Genomic DNA, 24,767 nt, shown 5'->3' with positions numbered 1-24,767 from the left:
CATCTACGCCTCTGTTTCGGTTGCCTCGTACAATGCCTTCGAGGTGATGGGGTTGCGCTACGCGGTGACGCAGCGCGACATTATCGAGATTGCCCCCGTTCTCTTCTCCATCCTGGCCGGCCATGCCCTTCGGGTCCCGGAGCAGGATCTGGACGCGTGGCGGGCTGCAAAGAAGGCCGGTCTGAATGTGCACATCGGCGGAAATGCTGAGGAAGCGGAAGGATTTGACCTTGATCAGCGCGCCGCTGACCAGCGTAAATGCTTCGGCATTGCGGCAGATCCTCGGGACGCTGCGCCTCGCAACCTTTTCGCGGTGGCGCTGCGGCGGCTGTGTCAAGACCTCAAGGGGATCGTGGATGCGACATCCATGTACGAACCGGATGCCGGAACACCATTGAAGGCCGTCGGCTTCAACGCCGACCCTGAAATCCTGTCCCTTCTTGCAGAAGAAGATGCAAAGAGGGTTTCTGATTTTACGACCGGTCGGCTGCGCCTGCCGGCGCGCGAGACCCTGGAGCGTTTCGGAATGCGGGCGGTCGTCGAGGAGGTTTTGCGCCAGGAGAATGCCCGGGACGCGAAGTTGGCAGAGCAACGTCAGGAAAGTTTGCGGAAACTGTCTGCCTGGCAAGCGGCCTATGCGACCGACAACCCTGAGCTGGACGAAGAGTATCAGGTCTTGGCCGCGCGCTACTTTGAGCCGGAGGGACATGTTGCAGAAGGTCTTTCTGCCGAGGAGCGCGATGCCGTCTATGCCGATACCTTCAACGCAAAGCGTGCGCTGAAGGAGGGTTGTTCCCCCTATTACTTCCACCTCTTCGGCAAACCGGATCCGGCCGAAGAAGCACAGGCAAAACAGGTCGCGCGTTTACTAGAGCTGGAGCGGCATCGTCAGGCCAGCAAGCGGGCCTTTGACAAGGGGGCTGAGTAATGCAGGTACAAGCAGCCTATCGCTACAGCCGGCATGCCATATGCCGTCTCGCGCAGCGCGGAGTCTCTGCAGAAGCCATGCGCATTCTGCTCGAACATGGCAGAACCTACAATGCGGGCCAAGGCTGCTTTTATGTTCAACTGTCAAGAGCGGACCTGCGCAGATTGGCAGCAGAAGGCGCACCTGAGGGAACATTGCGCAGTCTTGCGCGGCTGCAAGCGGTGGTGAGCGATGAGGGCGAGGTGGTGACCTGCTACCATGCCAGCGCACGCCGTCTTGTCAGCAGCCGACGCCGCCCCTCGTTCAAATATCATTAAATTCCTAGCGTGGAGATTTCATAATGACCCAGCATGTTCGCATTGTTGATTCGACCAAGTTTCACCATGCAAAGCGCCAATGGCGCATCGAAGTAGGCAAATACACGCTGTTGCGCTTGACCTATGGCCAGACGGGTGGCGCCTTGAAAACAGCAACGGCAGGAGATGGTTGGGGAAGGCCCGTTTTTCCGAATCCTGGGCGTCTTATTGAGGCTATGGCGGTCAGTGTCGAAAGCCTGGCGGGTCCGCAGGTGGATCTTTGGTTGGATGAGGATGCGAAGGGAAGGCAGTTTCTAGAGTTTACCGCCAAAGCAAGCGTGAACGACTTCTTCGAAGGCGCTGCGCTTATCGCGGCCGAGATGGCGGCCATTCTGAGTCGACCAGCGCGACTGAGTAGCTCTTCTGGACGGCTAACTTGCGTAAACGGTGCCCTTGTCGCCGCTGCTTGAGCGGCGCCACCGTGTGTTGCTCCGATATTTCCCACCATAGTTCTGACGAACTACGTCCTTAAGAGAGCAGCCATGCGCATTATCGAACCGCCTCGCGATCAGCACCTCCACTTGCGCCAACCCTTGACGGCTGGCGAACTGCGGGTGCTTGACATGTTGGATGACAAGTTGCCTCCAGAGTGGGAAATTTATCTTCAGCCGCATTTTAACGGGCTGAAGCCTGATTTCGTTCTGCTTGAGCCGAATTTGGGGATCGGTGTCATCGAGGTGAAAGACTGGAACCTTGATGCTATGCGCTATTTTGTCAAAGAACACAGAAGTGGGCGGAAAGAGCTTTATGCGACCGGGGCGGATGGGCGTGATTTTCGCGTAGAAAACCCTTTCGCGAAAATCAGGCGCTACAAGGAAGCGATCTACTCAGTCTATTGCCCGCGTTTGGCAGAGAAGTACGGCTTCGGGGCGATCAATGCAGGCCTCGCTTTCACCGCGGCAGACCGGGGCAAGGTCCTGCAACTGCAAGAGCCGTTCTTGCGCCCGGGAGAGCAAGACAGGCGCCATGAGTACTGGCCCGTCATCGGCCGTCGTGAGCTGGATGAGGGCTGCGTTGAAACGCTCCTTCCCCTCCTGACCCGCAAAGGCAAATCCTATCTGCGCCCCGATCTGGCAGACGATCTGCGGGGGTGGTTGGTCGAACCCGACTTCTCTCAGGCCCAGAGATTGCCACTGGAAATGGATCAAAAGCAGCGCGAACTGGCGCAAACACGGACAAAAAGTGGCTATCGGCGCCTTAAGGGGGCTGCTGGTTCGGGGAAGTCCTTGGTCCTAGCTGCAAAGGCGGCCAAGCTGGTTGATGAGGGCAAAGATGTGCTGGTTGTCACCTTCAATATGACGCTTTGGCACTACCTGCGCGATCTGGTGGTGCGGGCGCGCAAGGGGGGGCGGCGCGGTGGTACTTTGACCTTCACGCATTTTCATAATTGGTGCCGGGACACATGCCAGATCTCTGAAACCTTCAGCGATGACTACGCCGAGATTATGGAGCCGGTCGCAAAGATTAAGAAAATGAAGTTGCCCGCGCGGGAGGAACAGAGAAGATTGCAGCCTATTTTGCCGCCGATCTTGAATGATAAGGTACCAACGCTTGCGCGAAAAGCTGCGGCTGCCTTGACGGATGAAGAGAAATACGATGCGCTTTTGGTGGATGAGGGGCAGGATTACCTACCCCTCTGGTGGAATGCGCTGCGTGCGGGGCTACGGCCCGACGGAGAGGCTTTACTTGTGGCTGATAGTTCGCAAGACCTATACGGATCAGCGCAAAGCTGGACGGAGGTCGCGATGACGGGGGCGGGATTCGCGGGCGAGTGGGCGACACTGGATATTAGCTATCGGCTTCCGCCGAAACTTTTGGCACTCAGCCAGGACTTCGCTAGGCGGCTCTTGCCCGAGGCGACCCGCATCATCCCTGAACCGGAGAATGACGAGCTTGATTACTATCCTTGTGAGTTGCGATGGATCCAGTGTGATGAGCAAGAAGCAGTAAACGCCTGCGTCAATTCTGTCTTGAATCTGATGAAGCGGACCGGCCTGGCCTCCGGTCTGGCGAATTCGGATATTGTCCTGCTGTCCGGCAGCCATGAAGTGGGGCGGCAGATCGTTGAAGAGCTGGATCGTGAGCCCTACGGGGTTTCATGCACGCATATCTTTGCGGAAGGCAAGCTCGAGCAGGATCGTCGAAAGATGGCTTTCTTTCTGGGCCAGCCACGCGTCAAGGCCGCCACCATTCACAGCTTCAAGGGGTGGGAAAGCCGCATGTTGGTCCTGCATCTGAACAAGGCCATCCGATCCGAGGATCTGGCTGGGGCCTATGCGGCGATTACGCGGCTGAAGCGGGATGTACGCGGTAGCTGCATCACCGTGGTTTGCTCAGCTCCTCAACTAGCCGATTATGGAAGGACTTGGCCGATCTTCGAAGACATGGCCCGACCGCACGCGCATGGTGGCACCTAGAATCTGCGCAGTGGCCCACAGCAGGGCGCAGGGCAGGCCCTCAGCTGCGACGTACATAACGACCGCTTCGACGGAATTGCCGCAGCCGCCACACTGTACTGCCGTCCGTCAGCTTTCCGCCCTATGCGCACGACGATCTGCATCAGGTGGTACACCAGCGTTCCTCAGATCGACATCGCCAACCATGCGGCCGCCGTTAGGCCCGGCGGCGCAGCTGCGCCGTTCCCGGACCCTCGGGAAGTGAGGCCAAAGCCTCACCCGAAGGGATCGTACTCCGAGACGATCACGACCTCGTCACCGTCGATTTCATCGGCGGGGACGGCGCCGAAGGTTCCATCTCCAGCCTGGAAGACGACGATCGAGACCATGAGCGTGGCGGCGAGGGAGGCGGCGAAGGCGTGTGCATCTTTGCGGGACATCTGTTTGGCTCCTGTCTTGGAGGCGGGGGACCATCCCCCGCGCGACAGGACCTCGAAGGCCCGAATACTGGCTGACATCACCGGGTGCGTTCGGCTCGTCCGAATCCATCCGGCGGCACGGGCTTGCCCGTAGTCCGACCCCTCGCGGGTTGATCTCGAAGACGGGATTCGGGCCAAGGAAGGGAATGGCGAGCGGGGGATGGTCCCCCAACGTCAGGAGCCGGTTGTCCCGCTGATGTTTGGAACGCCGCCAGCCTCCCGGGCAGGCGCTTGGTTGAAGACGTCCTTCCTTGGGGATGGTTCCTTTGGCGCCCCGCGAACTCAAAGGACAAGGTTGTGATGGTTGAGAGGCCCGCGCTTGGACGGGCCCCTCGGTTTCAGTTGGGCTCAGGCGGCCAGGTCCGCGCCCCCTGCCCTTTCGCCCTCTTCATCGCCGACGATTTCAAGTCGCGCATTGCGGTATCCTTCCTTGGCGATCCAAAGCTCGGCCGCGGTGATGGATTCCGCCAGATGCAGCAGCTCGGTGTTGCCGCTGAAGTCGAGGAGCACGCGCACCTGCCCTGGCTTCGGTTCTTCGGCCACCTCGAAGACGAGGGCGCTGTCAGCGGAATGGCTGCGCATGATGGTGACGAGGATCACTCCGTCCGAGGAGAAGTTGCCCTCATGCAGCGTGAACGACGCGGGAGCCGTCCAGGTCGCGTAAGGCCGGGGTGGTTCCTTTTTCACAAGACGGCCGACACCGTTCGAGCGCTCCCAAGCTGCGAGCTTCTTCGTGAAGCGTGCCGGTGGCTTGGGGCTGCCGTCAGTGTAGCGAATGAGCACCCCGAGGGGGGCTGTGTCGATGATGGTTGTTGCAGACATGATTCCTCATTCCGAATGCGAGTAATCGCACTCATCTTATTGATATTGTTACACTATAGGGTGATTGGGGGCGGAATCCCCGCCCCCTGCTGGAACACGTTACTCTGCGGCCAGCATCGACGCGCCTTCAGCAGGCAGGTCATCCGTCAGGAATGCAGGAAGGTCAGCCTCACTGACGCTGTCAGCCACATCGACATCCACCCCCTGCCCTTCGGCACAGTCCTCATCGTCCAGCGCCACGAGATCGTTCCGGCGCAGGACCTCGGGCAACCAGCCGCTGCCCTTCAGCAAGCGCTCGGCCTCACTGGCCATCTCGCCTTTCTTCAGGTGATCGAGGAGTTGGGCAGTCCCCTCCCCTTTCGCCTCGCGCACGGCCTCGAGGATACGGGCCTTGGGCACGCGGTTGAGATAGGTGTCGACGGTCGGTTCCCAGCCCGCCTCGACCATGTCGAGATCTGTGGCACGCGCCACGAGATCGGAATGCGCCATCCGCCGGGTCAGACCGCCAGCGGAAATGCCTGCCCCGTACGGGTTCACCTTCTCATGCAGCGCGTTGACGCCGAAGCTGAGGCAATGCGCCAGCAAGGCCAACCGACTGCCCTGATCGAGGACCGTCAGATAGTCCCAGAGCGCTGCATCATCGCCAAGCGGCAGATCGGCTTCCCATTCCGCATGACGCTCGTCGACGAGCTTGGCCACTACGCTGTCTTTCAGATCGGGCGCCTGCGCCGACATATAGACCTGACGCACGGATGCTTCGAGACAGCTGCCCGAAGCAGAGGAGGTGCGGAAGGTGTCCGTCACCAGCTTCAGAAGCAGCAGCGTCAGCGCGACATCCGGCGAGCGCCCGATCGCTTCACGTAGCGCAAGCGTCCGATGGGCCGTCAACTCCATGACCAACCGCTCGGGCAGTGGCTTCAGCGCTCCGTCATCCTCATCCTCCGGCAGATCGCCGCCAATCGGCTGGCCACCCGACATGATGACGGTTCCGGCATGAGCGGCACTGTCATAGCCATCGGTGAGATCACGATCATCCCCCTGCCCCGCCACCGCAGGATCAGCACCATCCTGGACCGCGGTCTCGTCAACGGGCTCATCCTCTGGGCGCACATAGCCGCGATAAACTGCCAGCGCGCCGTAGCGGTCGAGCGTGACGAACGCCCCTGCCCGTCCGATTTCCAAGGGATCGAAGATCAATGGCCGGGTCTCGATCTTTTCCATCTCCGCTTCCAAAACGCCAAGCCGCGTGTCGATCTCGTCGGGGATGTCATCCTGATCCGCGTATTCCTCCTCGAGCGCTCGGTACTCGACGAGCAGCTTGGCATGGGCCGCACCTTCGTCATCCGTCATCGGTGCCGGATCACCAGACAGAGACCGCAGCCCGTGGCTGTAGCCGTAGGGCAGGTCGAGTGCGACCTCGATCCACTTCCAGCCCTCAACCGCAACCGTCTCAGCCTCGGCCTGGAGTTTTTCCGTCACCAGCCGATCGAGCAGGGCAGGGTCTTCGAGCCAGCCACCGTCATCGCCCTGGAAGAGGTCATGCAGCATCGTGCCGCCCGCCGCTTCATAGGCCTCAACACCCACAAAGACCGCGCGCCGGTCGGACGCCCGGACCGAGGTCTCGGTCAGCATGCGCCGAATCTGGAATGGCTCCTTGTTCCAGGAAGAATGGATCACATCCCAGACCTGAACCTGACGCGCGTGATCAGGGTTCACGGTGAAGGCCATGAGCTGCTCCAGCGTCATGCCATCCTCGGCATAGATCTCAAGCAGGGCAGGGGCGACGGAGGCAAGTTTCAAGCGCTGCTTCACGATCTGCGGCGTCACGAAGAAGGCGGCAGCAATCTCTGCGTCGCTCTGGCCCTTGTCCCGCAGCGCCACAAATGCGCGGAACTGGTCGAGCGGGTGCAGGGCGACGCGCTGCATGTTTTCCGCAAGGGAATCGTCCTCGGCCAAGATGTCGGACGCAGCATCGCGCACGATGCAGGGAATGGGCGTGGTCTTTGCCAAACGCTTTTGCTTCACCAGCAAGGACAATGCTTGAAACCGGCGCCCCCCGGCCGGGATCTCGAACTTGCCGATCTCGGTACCATCGTCAGCCAACACGGGCCGCACGCTTAGGCTCTGCAACAGACCGCGGCGAGCGATGTCTTCGGCCAGTTCCTCGACGGACACGCCAGCTTTGATGCGCCGTACGTTGGACTGGCTCAGGACCAACTTGTCAAAAGGGATATCCCGCGAAGGGGACAGGGTGATTTTCTGGACAGCTTTGGTCATCAGGTATTCTCCATGACGGGCGCCGGAAGCCACTCTCCCGATTTCACTTCCCGTCACCCTCAAACCAACACTCCTTTTCCTCTCAGGGTGGTTCTTGACCGCGGTCAAGAAGCTCATGTGGGAGCTAGTTGTGTGCGTAGGATCCTTTCAAAATAGGCGTCAGGATGTTTGATCGTGTCTGCTCTTGCTATCAGGTAGTCGAAGACGAGAAGCAGTTTTCCTGCGCCAGCTTTCTGGATGCCATGCCGCAGTTCGTCTTGGCTTATTCTAAGCAATCGACCGAGGTCGTATAGAATGCGGGTGAGGGCTTCTCTTGTACGCGGCGGTTCTGGGAAAAATCCCGCAACATGGGTGAAGTCTTCCCATGCCATCCGTGCTGGGTCTCGGTTCATCGTGGGTTTGGTTTGTGCGGGTTGTTCACCGCGATTGACCGTAGCGGGAGCAATCTTTTTAATATCTTTTTTTATAGACTCTATGTGCCGGACATTTTGTCCGTTTGTGGCGGGCAGATCGTTGGAACCTGGTGTATGAGGTCGGTGTTCGACAGCTTGTAAATTATCTTCGGTACCAGCTTTTCCTGTGGCATGGTGTTCACCGTAGCTTGCGTCGGTATTGGCTCCGAGGGCTCTAAGTTCCGAGATAACGCTCAGGACTGCATCAACGGTTAATGTTGCTCGCCGCAGGACATTTCTGATTATGTTGAGGGTAGAGAACTTTGCTTCATCGAAGCGTGTCTGTTGGAGTAGCGAAGCACGTAGGGCCAATGCCTCAGCCTTCAGTGATCGCAAGCGCTCGCGGTCTTCGGTGAGCTGCAAGGCTTGTGTCGCGAGCGAGCCGTACCTCTGGATTAAGGGCTTCAGGTCGATACCGAAGGCATCTCTGATAACGCCTCCATACCGCAGCGGGAAGCGTTTGCCATTTGCTGAGTTCTTGCGTTCGATCAGTTCAGCAGCTGAGAGTCGTCCCAGGCTGCGTCGAAGTGTTCTCTCATCGAGTCCATTGGCGCGCTCTGACAGAGAAGCGTTCGATGGGAACACGACAGTGAGCGTAAGTCGCGGGCTGGCCTGAATCTCACGTTCTTTGCGGGGTAGGAAGCTAATGAGCGCGGTCAGAACGGCGAGATCATTGGTTGTGAGACCGAGCTCCTTCCTCAGAACGCGAACCGGGCCCAGAAGCTCATAGGGGTTAGGGCAGGGCAGAGATGTCCGTTCCGCCAGGGCGGTTGTTGTTTCAGTTGCATGTCTCATGGTGTTTCGGAAGAAAAAGCTTCCCAGTTCACCGCGAGCGGTGTTGAAATCGATTCGTTTTGGGGGTATCAATCAGGTGTCGAGACTGATTGAGGCCCTTCGGAAGCACCGCTTTCGGGGGGTCTTTCTTTTTCTAGCCGGTCCTCCTTTCATTTTCTGCTCGTTGCTTTTGATGTCTTGACCGCGGTCAAGACACGGGGTCGTCACTCTGGCCTGTCTTGACCGCGGTCAAGAAGCTCCGTGACCAGTTTCCGGACTGCCTCCTCAACGCGAGGGACAAGATCAGCGTCCACATCGATGGTGATGCGGTTGCCCTTTCGGCCGATCTTCACGCGCTCGCTGGGATGTGTCTTCTGCGTCGAAGGTTTGGTGGCTGTCAGCAAGGTAACCGCCGCTTCGAGACGGTCGGGGCCCGGTTTGTTGCGAGGAATTTCGCCGGCAACTTCTCGGGCTCTCGCGACGTCTTTCTCGCAAAGCCTGAAAAGCTTTTCCCAAACCCGTCGACCAACGCCGTGTGCAGGTCCGATAGCCTGGATCAGTTCCATCGGGATGCCCGTAGCGATACGGTTCATCCGCGAGACGAGCGATTCATCGATCTGAAGTGCCCGATACGCGATCGTTTGAGCGTTTTTGCGCGTTTCGTCGGTTTTCCCAAGTTCTCGAATGATCCCGGCGACAAACAGAGCCCTTTCGATGAACGATGGGTCTTGACGCGCATTATTCTCTACGCCTTGGGCAATGAGAGCTTCCTCGTCGGTCATCTCCATGACCGTCGCGCGCACTTTCTGACCAAGTTGACGACAAGCGAGAAGCCGACGGCGTCCATAGACGATCTCAAGCGCACCGTCTTGGGTTCGGCGAACCAGCACTGGAACCTTTTGACCGTGCTCGCGGATCGACGAGACAAGCTCATCCAGACCATCGCTTGGATCTATGCGGTCCATGACCGCGGACATCTGTATGGCGGTCGGGTCGATCAGCCGCGTGGCGTGTTTATCCTCTTCGAGCACGGATGCTTGTGCGCGAGCTACAGTCGGGCTCGTTCGCTTCACATCCAGGTCGTCGTCCGAAGGCGGCGTTTTGCCCATCGCGTTCTTGAGTGAGTCCCCGAAGACCTTACGCGCCATGGCTACGCCCCCATGCTTTCAGGATTTCGCGTTCGACTTCGTCGGTCACGCGCGAGACGGACTCGATCGCGCGCTCGTAAGTTCTGCGGTTCACGTCGCGAGGTTCGACCTCGAAGATGCTCTGCTGGGTGTTCGCAGCATCACCCACGGCTGTTGATTTCAGGAACTCGGCAGACAGCACGGCATCCCCGAGGACTGTCCGAAGCAGAGACGAAATCTGCACCTGCGGACCATCCGTATTTTCGTAGCGTGTGATCAGAACTCGCACGAAGTTCAGTCCATGTTCCGGGGCGTGTGCCTCGACGACGCCCATCAGGTTGCTCGCCATGCCCAGAAAGCTCGCCAGCGACATGACATCGAGCATCGACGCGTTGAGCGGGATCAGGACCCCGGTCGATGCAAAGAGGGCAGAGATCACAGAGAAGTTCAGCTGCGGTGGGGTGTCAAATATCACCACATCATATCGGTTGAGGACGGGCTCAAGCGCTTCCCGGATGCGGCTATGGAACGTGGTGGCGCCGTGTCTGAAGCTCAAGGCGACCTCGAACTCGTACTCCATGATGTCCATGGATGCCGGGATCAGATCCACGGTCGGGAAGTTCGTTTTGCGAATGATCTCTGCTGCGGGCAATGGATCGTCGGATCGGATAAGATCGTATGAAGTCGGCATATCCGGATCGAGCTCGGGAGTAACCCCGAACAGGTTTGTCAGACTTGCCTGGCTGTCGAGGTCGATCAGCAAGACCCGGTAGCCGCGCAGACCCAGTAGTTGCCCTACATGGGCAACAGATGACGTCTTGGCCGAACCACCCTTCAGGTTGAAGATCGTCAAGACCTGACAAGCCTCTCCCGGTCTTCTGTGCGGGTGTTCTTCTGGCTTGATCCTTCCAGTCTCGAGAAGTACGCGTTGTGCCTCGACCATCTCCTCTGCAGAGAAGCTACGGCGGTTGCCGCCCTCCAGAACACCTTCGGGGAAGCCTTCGAGGTTTGACACATGATGGCGGAAGGTGTTCTGATTAATGCGAAGAAGTTCAGCCGCTTCCCGCATGGCGAAGCGGCGGAGGCCCTTCTGAGCGTCCGGTGGGAAGGTTTCCTGCGCATGTTCACGCAACCGACTACCAAGTCGCTTGGACATGACTTCAAATCTCTGGGAGGCCCGTATCCCGTTCATCACTGCCCTCAAGTCTTTATTGTTTTGCAAAGCTTAACAGATATTGTGGATAAATCCAGACCAAACCGTTGAACGGCCTGGGGGCGTTGAAGGCACCGATTTCTGTCGACGGTAAACTGTTAAAAATCAGCGTCTTGGGCGACTACGCTCTCACTATACTTCAACACCTCGTTGCCAGCTATAAAGTGACCACAAGATGTATTGTGAGTGCGTACAGAAATCAGCCGGCAGAATCGGATGGGCGATTCTCGGGGATCTCAGTCGAGCAAGCCCAGCCTCTCGGCCCGTTCCAACAGCATCTTGACCGATGACGGCTGCCAGCTTGTGCGCCCGCGGGGCGTGCGTTCGCGCATCGCCTGCAGCCGATCACAGATCGCCTGAAGCGTGATGTTGGGATCTGCGCCCTTGATACCTGCAATGATGGCGGGCAGGCGGTCGTCCATTTCGCGGCGCCCGGCGCGGGCCAGCACCTCGGCAGGCAGGAAGCCGTCGCGGACATAGGCCTTCACAGCGCGCAAGAGACGGCTTTGGGTCCAGCGACGCGCCTCGGGCAAGGGGCCGTTGATGATGCGCACAACGTCTTCCCAGGCCAAGTCGGGGCGCAATCGGCGCACATGGGGCACCCAATCTTGTGCCGTCTCGTTCAGACGCTCCATGTAGCCGTCCTGTCGCGCCAGCCGCACCTTGCGAAGAGCGGCTGGGTCTTTGGCCCGCAGCCCAGGGTTCCCGCCCACGCGGCCCTTTGTGCGCGCGCTGGCGAGGCCGGCCTTGGTTCGTTCCCGGATAAGGGCGCGCTCAAACTCGGCCGCAGCCCCCAGCACTTGCAAAGTGAACTTGCCCTGCGGGGATCCGGTGTCGATGGGGTCTTGAATGGAACGAAAGAAAGCACCCTTGGCCTCGAGTCGCTCGATCACCTCCAGCAGATGCGACAACGACCGCGCCAGGCGGTCGATCCGAACGACGACCAGCGTGTCGCCCTTGGCCACGCGCTCCAGCACCCGCGCGAGGACTGGCCGCGCACGATTGCCGCCAGAGGCCTGTTCTTCATGGATCTCGGCGCAGCCAACTGATTTCAGGGCCTGCGACTGGGGCAGGGGGGTTTGATCCTCTGTTGAAACGCGCGCGTAGCCTATCAATGGCATCAAAACTGGCCTTTTGCAGTTTCGTATATCATTACTAAACGACCGTTTGTAAACGAATGCAAGGGCGTGCACTGTGGCGCTGCTCAGCAGAGAACCCTTGGTTCCATACGCTGAGCGCGATCAGCGAGCTCTCGCAGACCATCGCGCGCCCGTGCTATATAAGGTGTGCAGGCGCACTCTGACAAAACACTTTGGTAAAATGCAAAAGTGCCGTATTTTGCATACATGAAGACTCAAGTATCTATGCAGTATGATATTTTTTACGATCCTCTTGTGGATGCGGAGGGGCTTGAAGAGACGTCTGAGGACGACCTGTGGTTCCTGCCCGGTCCGATGGATGAGGAGCCAGATTATCTGCCGCCCGGACCTAGAGCAGAGCTTCGTGAAACCGCAGTCCTCGACGATTGGCGGAAGGCAGAGGCGGGCAATGCCGCGCGTCTCGCCCGTGTGGCTGGCCGGATCGGCGCGCTGGACGACCGGCTGCGCCGTGGCCCGAAAGGTTGGCGGCACAGGCTCGCGCTGATTGAGGCGGCAGACCTCAGCTGGTTTGTAGGCGACCGAATTGGCCCGGATCGGATGGCGCTCTGGAAATCCATGCGCTTGTCCGGCGTGCAGGACGACGCCGCGGCGCTCGCGCGTGTCGGATGGGCAGTGCGGCGTCTTACAGGCGGCCCTGGACCGGAAGTGGACCTGTCCGCCTTCCTCGACCGCCGCGACCCCGAGAACCTCGGCGTTGAAGCCGAACCGTTCGCGGATCGCGCGGGCGGTTGGCTCGATCTCATGGCGCAAGCCGCCGATCTTCACCCAATCACGCGCGCTTGCATGGGCTTCCATCTCTGGAGTCTCGCGGGCCTCGGGCAGCACGGCGACCGGATGGAAGCGGCGGTCACAGCCGCACGGATCGTGGCCAGTGAGGGCAAGGGGGCGCTCTTCGCGCCTTTGGCCATGGGCGGGGCAGGAGGATTGCGCTCCGGTGGCCCACCCACTGATCGTCTGTCTCGTTGGCTTGACGGGATGGAGACCGCATGCCTGACCGCAATGCGTCACCTCGATGATATCGAGGCATGGTCGGCGAGGGCGGAAGCCGAGATGAGCCCGCTTTCCGGCCGCACGCCCCCGGCCTTGTGCGCGGTACTTACCGAATGGCCGCTCGTGTCCGCTCCGATGGCCGAGGCCCTGATCGGCGCCAGCCGGGCTGCCGTCCAGCGCAACCTTGCTTGGATGGAAGCGCGTGGTCTGATCCACGAGATGACAGGGCAGGGGCGGTATCGGATGTGGAGGGTCGCAACTTAAGCCGTGCTCTTTGTCGGGGGGCCGACAGTTTATGTTAGAGTCAACGCTTCTGTCCGCCAAACTTGCAGAGAATTCGCGCATCGAGCCCACTTTGATGAATTTTGCTCGAAGCACGAATGTCCGCATGGATAAAAACGAACCGCCCGTGTCCAGTCTTCGTCTCTTGCTGCGGCCTATAAATGCGTGGCCCAGCGAGGATGGCTCTCGTCAATGATCAAGGCATGGCTGTGCCTGCGATGTCCCCTCAGGTGGGGATGGTCGAGTGGCAAATTATCGTGGGTGTGCTCAAGCTCAACGGGATCGCCAGACGGCCAGAGTTTCAGCGCTGCGAGCATTCCGAAGGCGGCGATGAGGGCCAGTCCGATCAGTGCGGGAACGACACCATAGACCGTCAGCAGCCATCCCGACAGCGGATAGGTCACAAGCCAGCAGGCGTGGGACAGCGCGAATTGCGCCGCGAAGAGTGCCGGGCGGTCCCCGGCGTGGGCGGAACGGCGCAGCAACCGGCCCGAGGGGGTGAGAACGGTGGAATACCCCAACCCCACCAGCAGCCAGGCTGTCAGAAGGATGGACCAGCCAAGGCCCGCTCCAAGGACCGTCAACGCCAGACCGACCAGAGTAGCCACCATCAGCGTGGCTCCGCCGAACATCACGGGCCGGTCCGGCAACACATCGAGAACACGCGGCAGGACCAGCGCGGCGATCATCGACCCTGCGCCGAAGGCGAACATCGTCCAGGCCAGAGCACTTTCCGAAAGGCCGAGCGAGCCGCGCACAAGAACGACGGTATTGACCAGCACCATCGCACCTGCCGCCGCCGCCGCGAGGTTCAATGCCAAGAGCCCGCGCAAGCGGGGCGTGGCCAGATAGATGCGGATGCCGCGCGTAGTGCGGTCATAGACACCGCGCGGCTCGGATGGGCGGGGACTGGGCAGCACGACCGAAACAACCATAATGGCCGATGCGGCGAAACCGAGGACCGTGCCGAGGAAAAGCGAATTGTAGGACATCACCGCGAGCAGAAGGGCCGCCAGCGTCGGGCTGACGATGTTTTCCAGATCGTAGGCCAGCCGCGACAGCGACAGCGCGCGGGTATAGCGCGCCTCTTCGGGCAGAACGTCCGGGATCGTCGCCTGAAAGGTCGGCGTGAAGGCGGCGGAAGCCGATTGAAGAAGGAAGATCAAGACGTAGACCTGCCAGACCTCGGTCACGAAGGGCAGTGCGAGCGCGACACCGGCACGCACCAGATCGAGCGTCACCAGAAGCGCGCGGCGCGGCACGCGGTCTGCGAAAGCCCCTGCAATGGGCGCGATGCCCACATAAGCAACCATCTTGATGGTGAAGACTGTGCCGAGGACCAGCGCCGCCCCGTCGCCCGAAAGATCAAAGGCGAGCAGGCCGAGTGCGACTGTGGCGAGTCCGGTACCCAGAAGGGCTACGACCTGTGCCAGAAACAGGTGCCGATAAGTGCGGTCGGAGAGAATATCGAGCATGGTCAGCCTCAGAGATATCGGGCGATCGCCCGCAACTCGGCGCGATCAGTTTCAGAACTTTCAACATCGATACAATGGTCCATGTGATCATGGATCAGCGCACGCTTGGCGTTCGTCACGGCCTTTTCGACCGCTTGCATCTGCTGAGCAATCTCCAGACAGGGTTTGCCCGCCTCGATCATTTCGATCACGGCGCGCAAATGGCCGTCAGCGCGTTTCAGCCGGGCGACAAGGGCGGGATGGGTTGCATGGACTGGATGTTTAGTCATAAAGTAGTTCTATCCCCCCCGGGAGGATAGAACAAGATGGTGCCACGACGCACCACGCTAGAGACGGGCAGACGGGCAGATCCTATGGATACCTTGAGGACAATTGTAAACGCCGCGTTTGCGACACTCTTATGTTTGGCCGTACTCCTCTGGTCTGTGGTGCCCGCAACCTCGCACGCACCCTCAGTCATCGGCGTCCTTCAAGAGCACGCAGAAATGGTTGCTGAGCACGGTCATTCGCATGGACTGGAAGAAGACCTTGCTTGGGCCATGCATGGACACAGCCATGACAGCGTCGATCACGATCACAGTCAGGCGGTCGTGCCTGGCCCCGACCGATCGCCGCACCCGCTCGATATTTACAGAGCCGCATGGCCGTTGAGTTCGGCCACGTCGAACACCTTACAGACATACCAAATCGAAAGACCTCCGCGCGTCTGATCGACTGCGTGCCAACAGCGCGCTGCATTCGATCATCAACACATATGCGGAGTTCAATCCATGAATACAGTCCACCAGGGCTGGACCGATCCCGGCATACGCCGGATCGTGATCCTGTCCTTCATTGCCCTTTCGGCGCTCGTCCTGGGTGCGGAAAACGCTCTTGCCCATGCCGTCACAGAAGGTGACGCAGGCTATATCCAGGAAATCTGGGGGGTGAACATCATCCCCTTCATGTATCTCGGCGCCAAACACATGGTCACGGGATACGATCACATCCTGTTCCTGCTCGGCGTCGTCTTCTTCCTCTACAAGATGAAGGATGTAGGCATCTATGTCAGCCTCTTCGCCCTCGGGCACTCGACCACGATGCTGGCCGGTGTCTGGTTCGGCTGGGGCATCAACGCCTACATCATCGACGCGATCATCGGCCTTTCGGTCGTCTACAAGGCGCTCGATAATCTCGGGGCGTATCAGCGCTGGTTTGGGTTCCAGCCGAACACCAAGGCCGCAACGTTGATCTTCGGCTTTTTCCACGGCACGGGCCTGGCCACGAAAATCCTAGACTATGAAATCGCTTCGGACGGGCTGCTGGCCAATCTTCTGGCGTTCAACGTGGGCGTCGAGCTTGGCCAGATCATGGCGCTTGCCGTGATCCTCATTGTCATGGGGTTCTGGCGGAAATCCCCAAACTTCTTCCGCCAAGCCTACACCGCCAACGTCGTCATGATGTCCATGGGATTCATCCTCATGGGCCTGCAAATCACCGGCTACTTCGTAGCCACCTGAGAATTTAGGAGACCAAAATGTTTAACGCAAAAAAACCGAGCCTTGATGAGCTTCCCAGCTCCGCGCAGCTTATCCGTTCCACCGCCATTGCGGCGGCCAGCGCCGTTGCGATCCTTGTGACCGTCGTGCTGCCTGCCGAATACAACATCGACCCGACCGGGATCGGCGGGGTTCTCGGGCTGGGCGAGATGGGTGAGATCAAAGCCCAGCTTGCGGAGGAGGCCGAAGCCGACAGGCTGCTGGAGATCGAAGCCGAAGAGCAGTCGAGCCTTATGAACGATATCTTTGGACTTTTTGTCGGCACGGCATATGCACAGGAGGCCGAAATCTGGCGTGACGAAACCACCTTTACGCTTGCACCCGGCGACAGTGCCGAGTGGAAGCTGGTCATGGAAGAGGGCCAGACGGTGGAATACCGAATGCTGGTCGATGGCGGTCGGGTGAATTTTGACATGCACGGCCACGGCGGCGGCAATTCGGTGACCTATGAAAAGGGCCGCGGTTCGACGGGCGACGAAGGCGAGATCGTCGCCGCCTTCGACGGCGAACACGGATGGTTCTGGCGGAATCGGGACAGCCAGCCCGCAACCGTGACTGTCCAGGTGCGCGGCGAATACACCGAATTCAAAGACGCAAGTTGACACAAGGGCAGCCACCCGCATGAAAAGATGCGGGTGGTTGCCTGGCTCCGAAAAAGACCTTGGATGAGTCCGCAGTCTCGCCTCCGATTTTCCCCTGAAATCAACCTCGGGCATCTTTTGGCCAATCAGTGAGTACCCGCGTGGCAATGTCACGCCTATGTTACGGGATACTTCTTGACCTCCCCCTACTGGAAGCTTGCATAAGGATCGCATGATCCGCGTTTTCCGCCTCATTTTGATTCTTGCATTGAGCTTCGGTGCCGTGGTTGCGCCGGATGTATCGGCAGTGAATGCGGCTGAGGCAGCAATGGCTCAGATGGTGGGCGCCGAAAGCGGGGACGACCATTGCGGCGGATGCGATCCGATCGGATTTGCTGACGGGATATCCTGCGAGGGTGGGTGTACAGTCCCTTGTGGCGCGGGAAGTACGGCCGGTATCGTAGCTCGTACGTCAGCGATGACGCTTGAGATGGCCTTCGGTGTTGTCATCCCGGTCGCGGGACCTGTGATCCTGATTGGCGCGGTTCCCTCCCTTGATCCATTTCCTCCCAAGCTGCCTGTCTGAACCTGATAACGGCCTCGCTTGTTGCGGGGCCTGACCGTTGCCTTGGCCGAAGCTGGCTGAGTGCGACCCTTTCAGATCAAGGCAGAAGTAATGACCCTCAACAGACTGATTTCACGGCGGCACGTGCTGTGCACCGGTGCCGCTTTCACGGCCATATCCGCTCTGTCACCGGCACGAGTAGCGATGGCAGGTCCGACAGAGGACCCATTCTTGCTACGCGCTGCGGCCGGACAAGCCGCCCTGCGACCGGCACCCTACGGCTCTACCGACGTCTGGAGCTACAACGGATCCCTCCCCGGCCCCGAGATCCGGGTGCGGCAGGGAGACCGAATTCGGGTTCTGGCCCAGAACGGGCTAAATGAAGGGACGACGGTCCACTGGCATGGCATTCGCACACCCAATGCGATGGACGGCGTGCCGTTCCTGACACAGGACCCGATCCCGGTCGGTGGCGAGTTTCTCTACGAATTCGATGCGCTGGACGCAGGTACGTTCTGGTATCACCCGCACCAGCGCAGTTCGGAACAGGTCGGCCGCGGCCTTTACGGGCCGCTGATCGTCGAGGAGGCGGACCCGATCCGTGTGGATCGCGACCTGACCTGGATGCTGGACGACTGGCGCATGACCCGAGAAGGACAGATTGCCGGGGACTTCGGAAGCCGTCACGACGCCATGCACGGCGGCCGCATCGGCAATTCCGTGACCATCAACGGCCAGATGCCGGAACGCATCTCCGTGCGATCCGGAGAACGCATCCGCCTGCGGTTGATCAACGCGGCGAATGCCCGGATCTTCGGGCTGAATTTCAGTGGTCTTGCGCCGGTCGTGGTCGCTCTGGACGGTCAACCCGTATCACCTCATGTACCAGTCGATGACATCGTGGTGGTCGGTCCGGCCATGCGTGTCGATCTGGTGATTGATATGATCGGCAAGCCCGGAGAGAGCCTGACCATCACCGATGTCTTCTACAGGGATCTGGAATACCGTCTGGTCGATCTCGCCTACGGGCCGGATCGGTTACGGGACGCGGTCCCGGACTGGTCGATGGCGCTGCCTCCCAACCCGCTGGCCGAACCCGATATGCAAGCCGCCACGCGGCATCAGATCGTCTTCAACGGCGGCATGATGGGGCAGATGATGATGGGCGGCGGCATGGGGTCCATGATGGAGCAGATGCGCGAAGGCAACATGTGGTTCATCAACGGCAAAGCAGCAACGGGGCACATGATGGATCCATTGCTGCTCCTGCAGCAGGGCACGTCGCATGTGCTCCAGATGGACAATCGCACCGCGTGGCATCACCCGATGCATCTTCATGGACATTCGTTCCGTGTGATCGCACGGAACGGACAACCGACACGGCATCGCGAATGGCAGGACACCGTCCTGTTGGCACCCGAGGAACGGGTCGAAATCGCCTTCGTGGCGGACAATCCGGGAGACTGGATGTTCCATTGTCACATCCTCGAACACCAGGCGGCCGGCATGATGGGCATCATACGTGTCGATCCTGGCACGACCAAAACCTGAAACAATCTCACGTAACGATCACCACGAAAGGAAAGAACCGATGAAGAAACTAATTGGACTTGCCAGTCTTGGCACCGCAGGTGCTGCCGCTGTCTTTGCAATGAGCCTGAATGCCGCGCCTGCCGCAGCGCAAGAGGCCACGCTCTACAAGAACCCGCAATGCGGATGCTGCGAGAGCTATGCGGACTACCTGCGCGAGAATGGCTTCACGGTCGAGGTAAAGCCGACCCATGATCTTGCTCAGATCAGCCGTGATGCAGGTATCCCGGACGATTTCCAGGGCTGCCATACGACCTTTCTGGGTGACTACGTCGTCAGCGGTCATGTGCCAATTGATGTCGTCAGCAAGTTGCTTGATGAGCGCCCGGACATCGCCGGTCTGACACTTCCCGGCATGCCGTTGGGATCGCCGGGTATGGGGGGCGCGAAGCAGGAACCGTTCAAGATTTACACCGTCGAAGAAGGTGTGAACCCGACCGTCTATGCGGTCGAATGATCAATTGCGCGGTCTGGTGCGATCCCGTGCCTGACCGGTTTCAAGGGAAAACAAAGGATGAAGTGCATGATGATGGATGGTGGAATGATGGGTGGCGGCATGATGATCGCGATGGGACTGGTTTGGTTACTCATCGTGGCGGTGCTGGTGCTCGCGGCAATCGCCTTGGTCAAATACATCCGCTCGGACAGCGGAAAATAGAAATGCGCCAAGATGCGGAATGAGGGCGACAGCAACGGCGACGGCCTGTTGTCGATGGGGATTGGTCTGGGGGCGTCCGTCCTGCTTGTCGTGGCATCGATAGTCGCACTCTCGTTGTATTTGGATAGCCAGAAGAAGGCACAAGCGACATGAAAATTACCATTAGGCTCGCAGCACTTTTGCTGGCTGCAACGGTCTTGCCCGTTTCGGCGCAGGATGACTCGCTCGCGGGCGAACGCCTTTATCAGGAGAATTGCGCCAGTTGCCATGGCGCAAACCTGGAGGGGCAGCCCGATTGGCGCTCCAGATTGCCGAACGGCCGGTTGCCTGCCCCGCCGCATGACGCCTCGGGCCATACTTGGCACCATACGGACCGCGTGCTTTTGGACATCGTGAAGCGCGGAACGGCGGCGATTGTCGGGAATGGCTATGAAAGCGACATGCCCGGTTTCAAGGAGGTGCTGACGGATGAAGAGATCACGGCGATCATCGATTACATCAAGAGCACATGGCCCGATCGGATCCGCGCTTCGCAGGAAAGCCGTACCCTTGCGGATGAGCAGGTGCAGCCATGACGCAAGAGGTCGTCAGCAAAATCGACCCCGTACCGCGGCGCAGGATCTCCGGGTTTGTGCTGGTGCCGCTGATAGCTTTTGCCCTCATGGTCTTGTTCGGCTGGGGGCTTTTCAGGGGCGGCGACGACTTGCCATCGGCGCTTCTCGACAAACCTGTGCCGGAGTTTGCGCTTGCTCCGGTGCTCGGCCGCGAGGAAGGTCTTTCGACGCAGGACCTGATCGGCCATGTCTCGCTGGTGAACGTCTTTGCCTCGTGGTGTGTGCCCTGTCGGGCCGAACACCCGCTGTTCATGGAGCTGAGCGCCACCGGTGAGGTGCCGCTCTACGGGATCAACTACAAGGACCCACCCGAGCAGGCGCGCGCCTGGCTCGACGAATTGGGCGATCCCTACGCGCGCATCGGGGCCGACATCGACGGACGTGCTGGCATCGAATGGGGCGTTTACGGCGTGCCCGAAACCTATGTCATCACGTCCGACGGCGCCATTGCCTACCGCCATGTCGGCCCCATCACGCGAGCGATTCTGGAGGAAACCCTTTTGCCGATCGTCCGTGATCTGAAAACCCAAGCTGGCAAGGAGCCAACGCCATGAAATATCTAAAAACGGCGCTGCTCGTCTGGGCATTGTCCGTCGGCGCTGCGTTTGCCGGGCCGCAAGGCTTCGCACTGCACGACACGCCGCAGCCGGTGATCAATGTGCGCTACGAGACCGAGGACGGCAGCCGTGGGGACATGGAGGATTTTCGCGGCAAGGTGATCCTCCTGAACGTCTGGGCCACCTGGTGCGTGCCATGCCGTGAGGAAATGCCGACGCTGGATGCGCTCCAGGCGGAACTTGGCAGCGACCGCTTCGAGGTTGTCGCCCTGTCCATCGACAGGGCGGGGTCGCCCGTGGTGCGGCGGTTCTACGACGAGATCGGTGTCAGCAGTCTCAAGATGTATGTCGACAAGACCATGCTGTCGATGACCGCGCTGCGCACCGTCGGCCTGCCGACGACGATCCTGATCGACGCGCAGGGGCAGGAACTGGGACGGCTGGTCGGCCCTGCCGAATGGGACGAGCCCGAGATGGCGTCCTTTTTGCAAGGGTTCATCCAATGAGTACCTTCGAAAGAGTAACACCCGCTTTTGACCTTTCAGTTATCAGAATGACCGGTCCTCAAACTTCAAAAGGAGTTTCCGGATGACCGACATATCATCTTCCAACGATGCGGGCGCCGTCGGCATCGAAAACGCTGGCAAACGGACCCGGTGGTTGATGCGCAGACGATTGCTGTTCGTCGGTGCGGCAACCGTGATGGGCGGCGGCATGGCCCTGAACTGGGGATGGCTCACCGCGATCGGTCTCGCGCCTGTCCTGGTCTCGCTGGCACCCTGTGCCGCGATGTGCGGGCTTGGTCTGTGCATGAAGGGCGGGTCCGGCGGGAAATGCAACGATGCGGGTGGTGGCAAGCCCGATCAATCCGAAAGGTGATGCAGTTGATTATCTATCTAACCCGGCGCGCCGCCTTGGCGACACTTGCGGCCACGATCTCCTCTGCGGCCTCCGCCGATCATCCGGGTGAAAATCTGGATGCGCGGATGTTCGAGATGGAGCCATATTTCCAGGCCATCGACGCAGCACAGGCCCCGGATTTCGAGTTGCAGAATGCGGAGGGCAATTCTGTGCGCCTGTCCGATTTCAGCGACAAGGTTGTCATCCTGCATTTCATCTACGCCAACTGCCCGGATATCTGCCCGCTCCATGCGGAAAAGATCGCGGCGGTCCAGGCTTCGATCAACGACGGGCCGATGAGGGATCTGGTGCAATTCATCTCGATCACAACCGATCCCGTGAATGACACGCCTGACGTTCTGCGCGGGTACGGGGACCGGCATGGGTTCGATCCGACCAACTGGGTCATTCTGACCAAACGGCCTGATCAGGCTGAGGACGCGACGCGCCTTCTGGCGCGGGACTATGGGCTAGAATTCACGATGACCACCGACAGCGACATGATGATGCACGGTGCGGTCACCCATGTCGTGGATATCGGGGGGCGGTTCGCCGCAAAGTTCCATGGCATGGAATTCAAGAATGTGAACCTGATCCTCTATGTCAGCGAGTTGATCAACAAGGCCCAGCACCGACGTCGCGAACGCGGTTGGTGGGATCGGCTGACGGGGGCGTTTCAATGAGCGATATCGCGATTGGCGTTATGCAGTCCGCGCCGGATGGAATTTCCCTGACAGCACTCCGTCGGTATTTTTTGGTGATCATCCCGGCTAATCTGATCTGGGAGTTCGCCCACTTGCCGCTCTACACGATCTGGAACGAGGGCACCTGGGGTGAGATCATCTTCGCTGCGGTTCATTGCACGGGTGGCGACATCCTGATTGCCATGAGCGCGCTGATGCTTGCCTTGATGCTGACGGGCCGCAGCTGGCCCTTCGTGAATCCGACACGACGCTCGGTAACCGTCCTGACGGTGGTGTTCGGGTTGGGATATACGCTGTTCAGCGAATGGCTCAACATCGTGATCCGCGCGGCTTGGGCCTATTCGGACCTGATGCCGATCATTCCGGTCCTCGATGCAGGGCTGTCGCCCGTGCTGCAATGGATCGTAATCCCGCTGATTGCCTTCTGGTGGGCGGCGCGACCCTTCAGCGCCGAGCATAAAGCATGATGGATATTTCCGGCATCGGCATCTTCGCGGCCTTTCTGGCGGGGGCCATTTCCTTCCTGTCACCCTGCGTCCTGCCACTGGTTCCGGGCTATGTTTCCTACATCGCAGGCCAGCCGGATTTGCGAACGACGCGATCGGTCGGCCTGCGGGCGCGCGCCAACGCACTTGGGCTAAGCACCTGCTTCGTTCTGGGGTTCTCCACGGTCTTTGTCGCGTTGGGGGCCGGGGCCAGCGCGCTCGGGTCGTTGCTGCTGACTTGGCGCACTGAGCTCAACTATCTGGGCGGGGCGATCATCATCCTGTTCGGACTGGTCATGCTGGGTGCCTTCCGTCTGGAAGCGTTCTCGCGTGACACCCGCTTCACACTCGACATTCCGGGGGGTCGCCCGCTTGGAGCCTACGTCCTGGGCTTGGCCTTCGCCTTTGGATGGACGCCCTGCATCGGGCCGATCCTCGGCGCAATCCTGACGCTCAGTTCGACATCCGGCGGTATGTCGGACGGCATCTGGCTGTTGTCGATCTATTCCGCAGGGCTGGGCGTGCCGTTCCTGCTGGCCGCGCTGTTCACCGACGCCATCGCCGCACGGGTCAGACAGATCGGCAAAGCCGGTCGCTGGCTCTACAAGGGCGCGGGCGTCGCCATGATCATCATGGGCGTTGCCATCATGACCGGCCAATTGTCCCGGTTTGCCTACTGGCTTCTGGGAACCTTCCCATTCTTGGCCTCAATCGGTTAGTCTTCCTCGGCATTCCTGATGTGAAGCCAGATCAGTGCTGACCCGATGACAAGAAAGATCAGGTTGAGGAAGAACGTGTAATCGATGCTGAACCGGACCATTTCCTGAAGCGAAGGCCGCTCGGTCGGGATCATCCCTACGAGAGCGAACAGGTAATGCACCGTAATTCCCGCAGCGACCATGCACAGGTACAGCAAGCCTGAAAGATAGAGCGCATACTGCCAGCCGTAATATTTTGCGTGCACCCATATCACCGTGGCAGCAACAAGATCGGCTCCGAGAAAGGCGATCACGCCTCCGAACGACGCATCACGCGACCAGAGCATCGCAGCCAGGGGGACATTGCCCATCGACCCGATGAAGGTGAAGAAGGCCACGACCGGTGCCACCAGCGCGTTTTCAAGAACGATCAGGAAGCCCGGCGCGTCCTGCGCACCGCCATCTCCGACCAGAAAGATCGCGTTCCAGAAGCTCTGCGGCACAAAGACGGAAATGAAACCCGCGACCGTGAAGCCGAAGAGGATCTCCTTCCAGACCATCTTCCATTCCATGAAGAAAGCGCGGGCGATCCGGTCCCATCCTTCGCGGGACAGCAGTTTGTCGCGGAACGAACCCTTCATGGTCTGGTCCCTGTCCATACCTTCGTCGGATTGGGCCTTCTCCGCATGCTCTTTTGCGCTTTCGACAAACGACCTTGGAAGCCATATCAGGGTGAGGGCATAGGCGTAGATCGTCATCAGGATGCCAAGCATGAAATTTGCCACCATGAATTTCCAGCCCAGCAGGACCAGAAGGACGATTCCAAGCTCGATCACCAGATTTGTCGATGAAATCAGGAAGGCGATCGAATTGACCGGATGCGCACCCTTCACGAGGATCGAACGCGACGCGGCAAGAGCCGCGAAGGAACAGGACGATGACACAAACCCAAAGAAGCCGGCAATGCCTGCCTTCCTGGCACCACGGTCGCCAAGAACACGCGCCATCTGATCCCGTGTCACGAAAATCTGGATGCCTGCGGAGATGATATACCCGAAGATGAGCGCCCAGAGCGCCTTCCAGAGCATGCCCGCCCCGGTCGTGAATGCTTCGATTATCTGGTCCATTCAGCTTCACCCTTTTTCG

The 24,767-nt window shown here is 59.7% G+C and carries 28 protein-coding genes; 18 read left to right on the top strand and 10 right to left on the bottom strand.

Annotation, left to right across the window (positions count from 1 at the left end; all coding sequences use genetic code 11):
• From ACEN2R_RS11490 to ACEN2R_RS11475, 4 genes are all read left to right on the top strand, one after another.
• Window positions 1-928, top strand: a 928-nt coding sequence (locus tag ACEN2R_RS11490; protein ID WP_442042279.1) for a hypothetical protein, incomplete at its 5' end; no start/stop codon positions are given.
• The gene (locus ACEN2R_RS11485) at window positions 928-1,245 is read left to right on the top strand and encodes a hypothetical protein (RefSeq protein WP_442042277.1); all 318 of its coding nucleotides are present in this window, start codon (window positions 928-930) and stop codon (window positions 1,243-1,245) included. The genes ACEN2R_RS11490 and ACEN2R_RS11485, both read left to right, overlap by 1 nt.
• 23 nt (window positions 1,246-1,268) lie before the next feature.
• Window positions 1,269-1,694, top strand: a complete 426-nt coding sequence (locus ACEN2R_RS11480) for a hypothetical protein (protein WP_442042276.1) — start codon at window positions 1,269-1,271, stop codon at window positions 1,692-1,694.
• A gap of 72 nt (window positions 1,695-1,766) precedes the next feature.
• Window positions 1,767-3,701, top strand: a complete 1,935-nt coding sequence (locus ACEN2R_RS11475) for an NERD domain-containing protein (RefSeq protein WP_442042274.1) — start codon at window positions 1,767-1,769, stop codon at window positions 3,699-3,701.
• Between the two features lie 254 nt (window positions 3,702-3,955).
• On the opposite strand, the gene ACEN2R_RS11470 is transcribed toward ACEN2R_RS11475, so the two are convergent.
• The 7 genes from ACEN2R_RS11470 to ACEN2R_RS11440 all read right to left on the bottom strand — a co-directional run bounded on the left by ACEN2R_RS11470 (window position 3,956) and on the right by ACEN2R_RS11440 (window position 11,945).
• Window positions 3,956-4,120 (bottom strand): hypothetical protein, encoded by a 165-nt coding sequence (locus ACEN2R_RS11470; protein ID WP_007803240.1) that lies wholly within the window; start codon window positions 4,118-4,120, stop codon window positions 3,956-3,958.
• Between the two features lie 387 nt (window positions 4,121-4,507).
• Window positions 4,508-4,981 carry a hypothetical protein gene (locus ACEN2R_RS11465; RefSeq protein ID WP_442042272.1) on the bottom strand — a complete coding sequence of 158 codons (474 nt, stop codon included), beginning with the start codon at window positions 4,979-4,981 and terminating at the stop codon, window positions 4,508-4,510.
• Window positions 4,982-5,080: 99 nt separating this feature from the next.
• Window positions 5,081-7,258, bottom strand: coding sequence for a ParB/RepB/Spo0J family partition protein (locus ACEN2R_RS11460; RefSeq protein WP_442042270.1), 2,178 nt, complete (start codon window positions 7,256-7,258; stop codon window positions 5,081-5,083).
• Window positions 7,259-7,371: 113 nt separating this feature from the next.
• Window positions 7,372-8,505: a helix-turn-helix domain-containing protein gene (locus ACEN2R_RS11455; protein WP_442042268.1), complete on the bottom strand. Its 1,134-nt coding sequence runs from the start codon at window positions 8,503-8,505 to the stop codon at window positions 7,372-7,374.
• 203 nt (window positions 8,506-8,708) lie between these two features.
• Window positions 8,709-9,632 carry a ParB/RepB/Spo0J family partition protein gene (locus tag ACEN2R_RS11450; RefSeq protein ID WP_442042266.1) on the bottom strand — a complete coding sequence of 308 codons (924 nt, stop codon included), beginning with the start codon at window positions 9,630-9,632 and terminating at the stop codon, window positions 8,709-8,711.
• Complete coding sequence (gene repA / locus ACEN2R_RS11445) at window positions 9,622-10,767, bottom strand: plasmid partitioning protein RepA (protein ID WP_161489483.1); 1,146 nt, start codon at window positions 10,765-10,767, stop codon at window positions 9,622-9,624. The genes ACEN2R_RS11450 and repA overlap by 11 nt, the downstream gene beginning before the upstream one ends.
• Window positions 10,768-11,060: 293 nt before the next feature.
• Window positions 11,061-11,945: a recombinase family protein gene (locus ACEN2R_RS11440; protein WP_442042264.1), complete on the bottom strand. Its 885-nt coding sequence runs from the start codon at window positions 11,943-11,945 to the stop codon at window positions 11,061-11,063.
• A 243-nt stretch (window positions 11,946-12,188) separates the two neighbouring features.
• Between ACEN2R_RS11440 and ACEN2R_RS11435 the strand changes: the two genes are divergently transcribed.
• Window positions 12,189-13,238 carry a hypothetical protein gene (locus ACEN2R_RS11435; protein WP_442042262.1) on the top strand — a complete coding sequence of 350 codons (1,050 nt, stop codon included), beginning with the start codon at window positions 12,189-12,191 and terminating at the stop codon, window positions 13,236-13,238.
• A 173-nt stretch (window positions 13,239-13,411) separates the two neighbouring features.
• Here the strand turns inward: ACEN2R_RS11435 and ACEN2R_RS11430 are convergent, their stop codons facing one another.
• On the bottom strand, window positions 13,412-14,731 hold the full coding sequence (locus ACEN2R_RS11430; RefSeq protein ID WP_442042260.1) for an MFS transporter: 1,320 nt from the start codon (window positions 14,729-14,731) through the stop codon (window positions 13,412-13,414).
• A gap of 8 nt (window positions 14,732-14,739) precedes the next feature.
• Complete coding sequence (locus ACEN2R_RS11425; protein WP_007120627.1) at window positions 14,740-15,000, bottom strand: metal-sensing transcriptional repressor; 261 nt, start codon at window positions 14,998-15,000, stop codon at window positions 14,740-14,742.
• A gap of 501 nt (window positions 15,001-15,501) precedes the next feature.
• Here ACEN2R_RS11425 and ACEN2R_RS11420 point away from each other — a divergent pair.
• The 13 genes from ACEN2R_RS11420 to ACEN2R_RS11360 all read left to right on the top strand — a co-directional run bounded on the left by ACEN2R_RS11420 (window position 15,502) and on the right by ACEN2R_RS11360 (window position 23,642).
• Window positions 15,502-16,230, top strand: coding sequence for a HupE/UreJ family protein (locus ACEN2R_RS11420; RefSeq protein ID WP_114293651.1), 729 nt, complete (start codon window positions 15,502-15,504; stop codon window positions 16,228-16,230).
• A 17-nt stretch (window positions 16,231-16,247) separates the two neighbouring features.
• Window positions 16,248-16,871 carry a transmembrane anchor protein gene (locus ACEN2R_RS11415; RefSeq protein ID WP_442042258.1) on the top strand — a complete coding sequence of 208 codons (624 nt, stop codon included), beginning with the start codon at window positions 16,248-16,250 and terminating at the stop codon, window positions 16,869-16,871.
• Between the two features lie 211 nt (window positions 16,872-17,082).
• The gene (locus ACEN2R_RS11410; RefSeq protein ID WP_442042256.1) at window positions 17,083-17,436 is read left to right on the top strand and encodes a hypothetical protein; all 354 of its coding nucleotides are present in this window, start codon (window positions 17,083-17,085) and stop codon (window positions 17,434-17,436) included.
• A gap of 90 nt (window positions 17,437-17,526) precedes the next feature.
• Window positions 17,527-18,966 (top strand): multicopper oxidase family protein, encoded by a 1,440-nt coding sequence (locus tag ACEN2R_RS11405; RefSeq protein ID WP_442042254.1) that lies wholly within the window; start codon window positions 17,527-17,529, stop codon window positions 18,964-18,966.
• Between the two features lie 40 nt (window positions 18,967-19,006).
• Complete coding sequence (locus tag ACEN2R_RS11400) at window positions 19,007-19,462, top strand: DUF411 domain-containing protein (RefSeq protein WP_093734044.1); 456 nt, start codon at window positions 19,007-19,009, stop codon at window positions 19,460-19,462.
• A gap of 66 nt (window positions 19,463-19,528) precedes the next feature.
• Complete coding sequence (locus ACEN2R_RS11395) at window positions 19,529-19,663, top strand: hypothetical protein (RefSeq protein WP_007121580.1); 135 nt, start codon at window positions 19,529-19,531, stop codon at window positions 19,661-19,663.
• Window positions 19,664-19,812: 149 nt separating this feature from the next.
• Window positions 19,813-20,238 (top strand): c-type cytochrome, encoded by a 426-nt coding sequence (locus tag ACEN2R_RS11390; RefSeq protein ID WP_037929512.1) that lies wholly within the window; start codon window positions 19,813-19,815, stop codon window positions 20,236-20,238.
• Window positions 20,235-20,831 (top strand): DsbE family thiol:disulfide interchange protein, encoded by a 597-nt coding sequence (locus tag ACEN2R_RS11385; protein WP_093734045.1) that lies wholly within the window; start codon window positions 20,235-20,237, stop codon window positions 20,829-20,831. Before ACEN2R_RS11390 ends, ACEN2R_RS11385 begins: the two co-directional genes overlap by 4 nt.
• The gene (locus tag ACEN2R_RS11380) at window positions 20,828-21,340 is read left to right on the top strand and encodes a TlpA family protein disulfide reductase (RefSeq protein WP_047997990.1); all 513 of its coding nucleotides are present in this window, start codon (window positions 20,828-20,830) and stop codon (window positions 21,338-21,340) included. The genes ACEN2R_RS11385 and ACEN2R_RS11380 overlap by 4 nt, the downstream gene beginning before the upstream one ends.
• An 82-nt stretch (window positions 21,341-21,422) precedes the next feature.
• Window positions 21,423-21,713 carry a hypothetical protein gene (locus ACEN2R_RS11375; protein WP_442042250.1) on the top strand — a complete coding sequence of 97 codons (291 nt, stop codon included), beginning with the start codon at window positions 21,423-21,425 and terminating at the stop codon, window positions 21,711-21,713.
• Window positions 21,713-22,417 carry an SCO family protein gene (locus ACEN2R_RS11370; RefSeq protein WP_093734047.1) on the top strand — a complete coding sequence of 235 codons (705 nt, stop codon included), beginning with the start codon at window positions 21,713-21,715 and terminating at the stop codon, window positions 22,415-22,417. The genes ACEN2R_RS11375 and ACEN2R_RS11370 overlap by 1 nt, the downstream gene beginning before the upstream one ends.
• Entirely contained in the window at window positions 22,414-22,905 is a 492-nt protein-coding gene (locus ACEN2R_RS11365) for a hypothetical protein (protein WP_442042248.1), read from the top strand. Before ACEN2R_RS11370 ends, ACEN2R_RS11365 begins: the two co-directional genes overlap by 4 nt.
• Complete coding sequence (locus tag ACEN2R_RS11360; protein WP_442042246.1) at window positions 22,902-23,642, top strand: cytochrome c biogenesis CcdA family protein; 741 nt, start codon at window positions 22,902-22,904, stop codon at window positions 23,640-23,642. The genes ACEN2R_RS11365 and ACEN2R_RS11360 overlap by 4 nt, the downstream gene beginning before the upstream one ends.
• Here the strand turns inward: ACEN2R_RS11360 and ACEN2R_RS11355 are convergent.
• Window positions 23,639-24,748 (bottom strand): permease, encoded by a 1,110-nt coding sequence (locus ACEN2R_RS11355; protein ID WP_007121398.1) that lies wholly within the window; start codon window positions 24,746-24,748, stop codon window positions 23,639-23,641. The two genes, ACEN2R_RS11360 and ACEN2R_RS11355, sit on opposite strands and share 4 nt — an antisense overlap.
• Window positions 24,749-24,767 lie beyond the last annotated feature (19 nt).

Source organism: Pseudogemmobacter sp. W21_MBD1_M6 (assembly GCF_052119585.1).
Classification (GTDB): domain Bacteria; phylum Pseudomonadota; class Alphaproteobacteria; order Rhodobacterales; family Rhodobacteraceae; genus JBGQOJ01.
This window is presented reverse-complemented; position numbering and strand designations above follow the sequence as displayed.

Coding starts and splice junctions, on each gene's coding strand:
- ACEN2R_RS11360 (WP_442042246.1), top strand. CDS start 22,902: ATGATGGATATTTCCGGCATCGGCATCTTCGCGGCCTTTCTGGCGGGG.
- ACEN2R_RS11470 (WP_007803240.1), bottom strand. CDS start 4,120: ATGTCCCGCAAAGATGCACACGCCTTCGCCGCCTCCCTCGCCGCCACG.
- repA (WP_161489483.1), bottom strand. CDS start 10,767: ATGTCCAAGCGACTTGGTAGTCGGTTGCGTGAACATGCGCAGGAAACC.
- ACEN2R_RS11410 (WP_442042256.1), top strand. CDS start 17,083: ATGATCCGCGTTTTCCGCCTCATTTTGATTCTTGCATTGAGCTTCGGT.
- ACEN2R_RS11435 (WP_442042262.1), top strand. CDS start 12,189: ATGCAGTATGATATTTTTTACGATCCTCTTGTGGATGCGGAGGGGCTT.
- ACEN2R_RS11465 (WP_442042272.1), bottom strand. CDS start 4,981: ATGTCTGCAACAACCATCATCGACACAGCCCCCCTCGGGGTGCTCATT.
- ACEN2R_RS11405 (WP_442042254.1), top strand. CDS start 17,527: ATGACCCTCAACAGACTGATTTCACGGCGGCACGTGCTGTGCACCGGT.
- ACEN2R_RS11420 (WP_114293651.1), top strand. CDS start 15,502: ATGAATACAGTCCACCAGGGCTGGACCGATCCCGGCATACGCCGGATC.
- ACEN2R_RS11450 (WP_442042266.1), bottom strand. CDS start 9,632: ATGGCGCGTAAGGTCTTCGGGGACTCACTCAAGAACGCGATGGGCAAA.
- ACEN2R_RS11390 (WP_037929512.1), top strand. CDS start 19,813: ATGAAAATTACCATTAGGCTCGCAGCACTTTTGCTGGCTGCAACGGTC.
- ACEN2R_RS11365 (WP_442042248.1), top strand. CDS start 22,414: ATGAGCGATATCGCGATTGGCGTTATGCAGTCCGCGCCGGATGGAATT.
- ACEN2R_RS11370 (WP_093734047.1), top strand. CDS start 21,713: ATGCAGTTGATTATCTATCTAACCCGGCGCGCCGCCTTGGCGACACTT.
- ACEN2R_RS11475 (WP_442042274.1), top strand. CDS start 1,767: ATGCGCATTATCGAACCGCCTCGCGATCAGCACCTCCACTTGCGCCAA.
- ACEN2R_RS11460 (WP_442042270.1), bottom strand. CDS start 7,258: ATGACCAAAGCTGTCCAGAAAATCACCCTGTCCCCTTCGCGGGATATC.
- ACEN2R_RS11355 (WP_007121398.1), bottom strand. CDS start 24,748: ATGGACCAGATAATCGAAGCATTCACGACCGGGGCGGGCATGCTCTGG.
- ACEN2R_RS11480 (WP_442042276.1), top strand. CDS start 1,269: ATGACCCAGCATGTTCGCATTGTTGATTCGACCAAGTTTCACCATGCA.
- ACEN2R_RS11440 (WP_442042264.1), bottom strand. CDS start 11,945: ATGCCATTGATAGGCTACGCGCGCGTTTCAACAGAGGATCAAACCCCC.
- ACEN2R_RS11425 (WP_007120627.1), bottom strand. CDS start 15,000: ATGACTAAACATCCAGTCCATGCAACCCATCCCGCCCTTGTCGCCCGG.
- ACEN2R_RS11395 (WP_007121580.1), top strand. CDS start 19,529: ATGATGATGGATGGTGGAATGATGGGTGGCGGCATGATGATCGCGATG.
- ACEN2R_RS11375 (WP_442042250.1), top strand. CDS start 21,423: ATGACCGACATATCATCTTCCAACGATGCGGGCGCCGTCGGCATCGAA.
- ACEN2R_RS11400 (WP_093734044.1), top strand. CDS start 19,007: ATGAAGAAACTAATTGGACTTGCCAGTCTTGGCACCGCAGGTGCTGCC.
- ACEN2R_RS11485 (WP_442042277.1), top strand. CDS start 928: ATGCAGGTACAAGCAGCCTATCGCTACAGCCGGCATGCCATATGCCGT.
- ACEN2R_RS11455 (WP_442042268.1), bottom strand. CDS start 8,505: ATGAGACATGCAACTGAAACAACAACCGCCCTGGCGGAACGGACATCT.
- ACEN2R_RS11385 (WP_093734045.1), top strand. CDS start 20,235: ATGACGCAAGAGGTCGTCAGCAAAATCGACCCCGTACCGCGGCGCAGG.
- ACEN2R_RS11415 (WP_442042258.1), top strand. CDS start 16,248: ATGTTTAACGCAAAAAAACCGAGCCTTGATGAGCTTCCCAGCTCCGCG.
- ACEN2R_RS11430 (WP_442042260.1), bottom strand. CDS start 14,731: ATGCTCGATATTCTCTCCGACCGCACTTATCGGCACCTGTTTCTGGCA.
- ACEN2R_RS11380 (WP_047997990.1), top strand. CDS start 20,828: ATGAAATATCTAAAAACGGCGCTGCTCGTCTGGGCATTGTCCGTCGGC.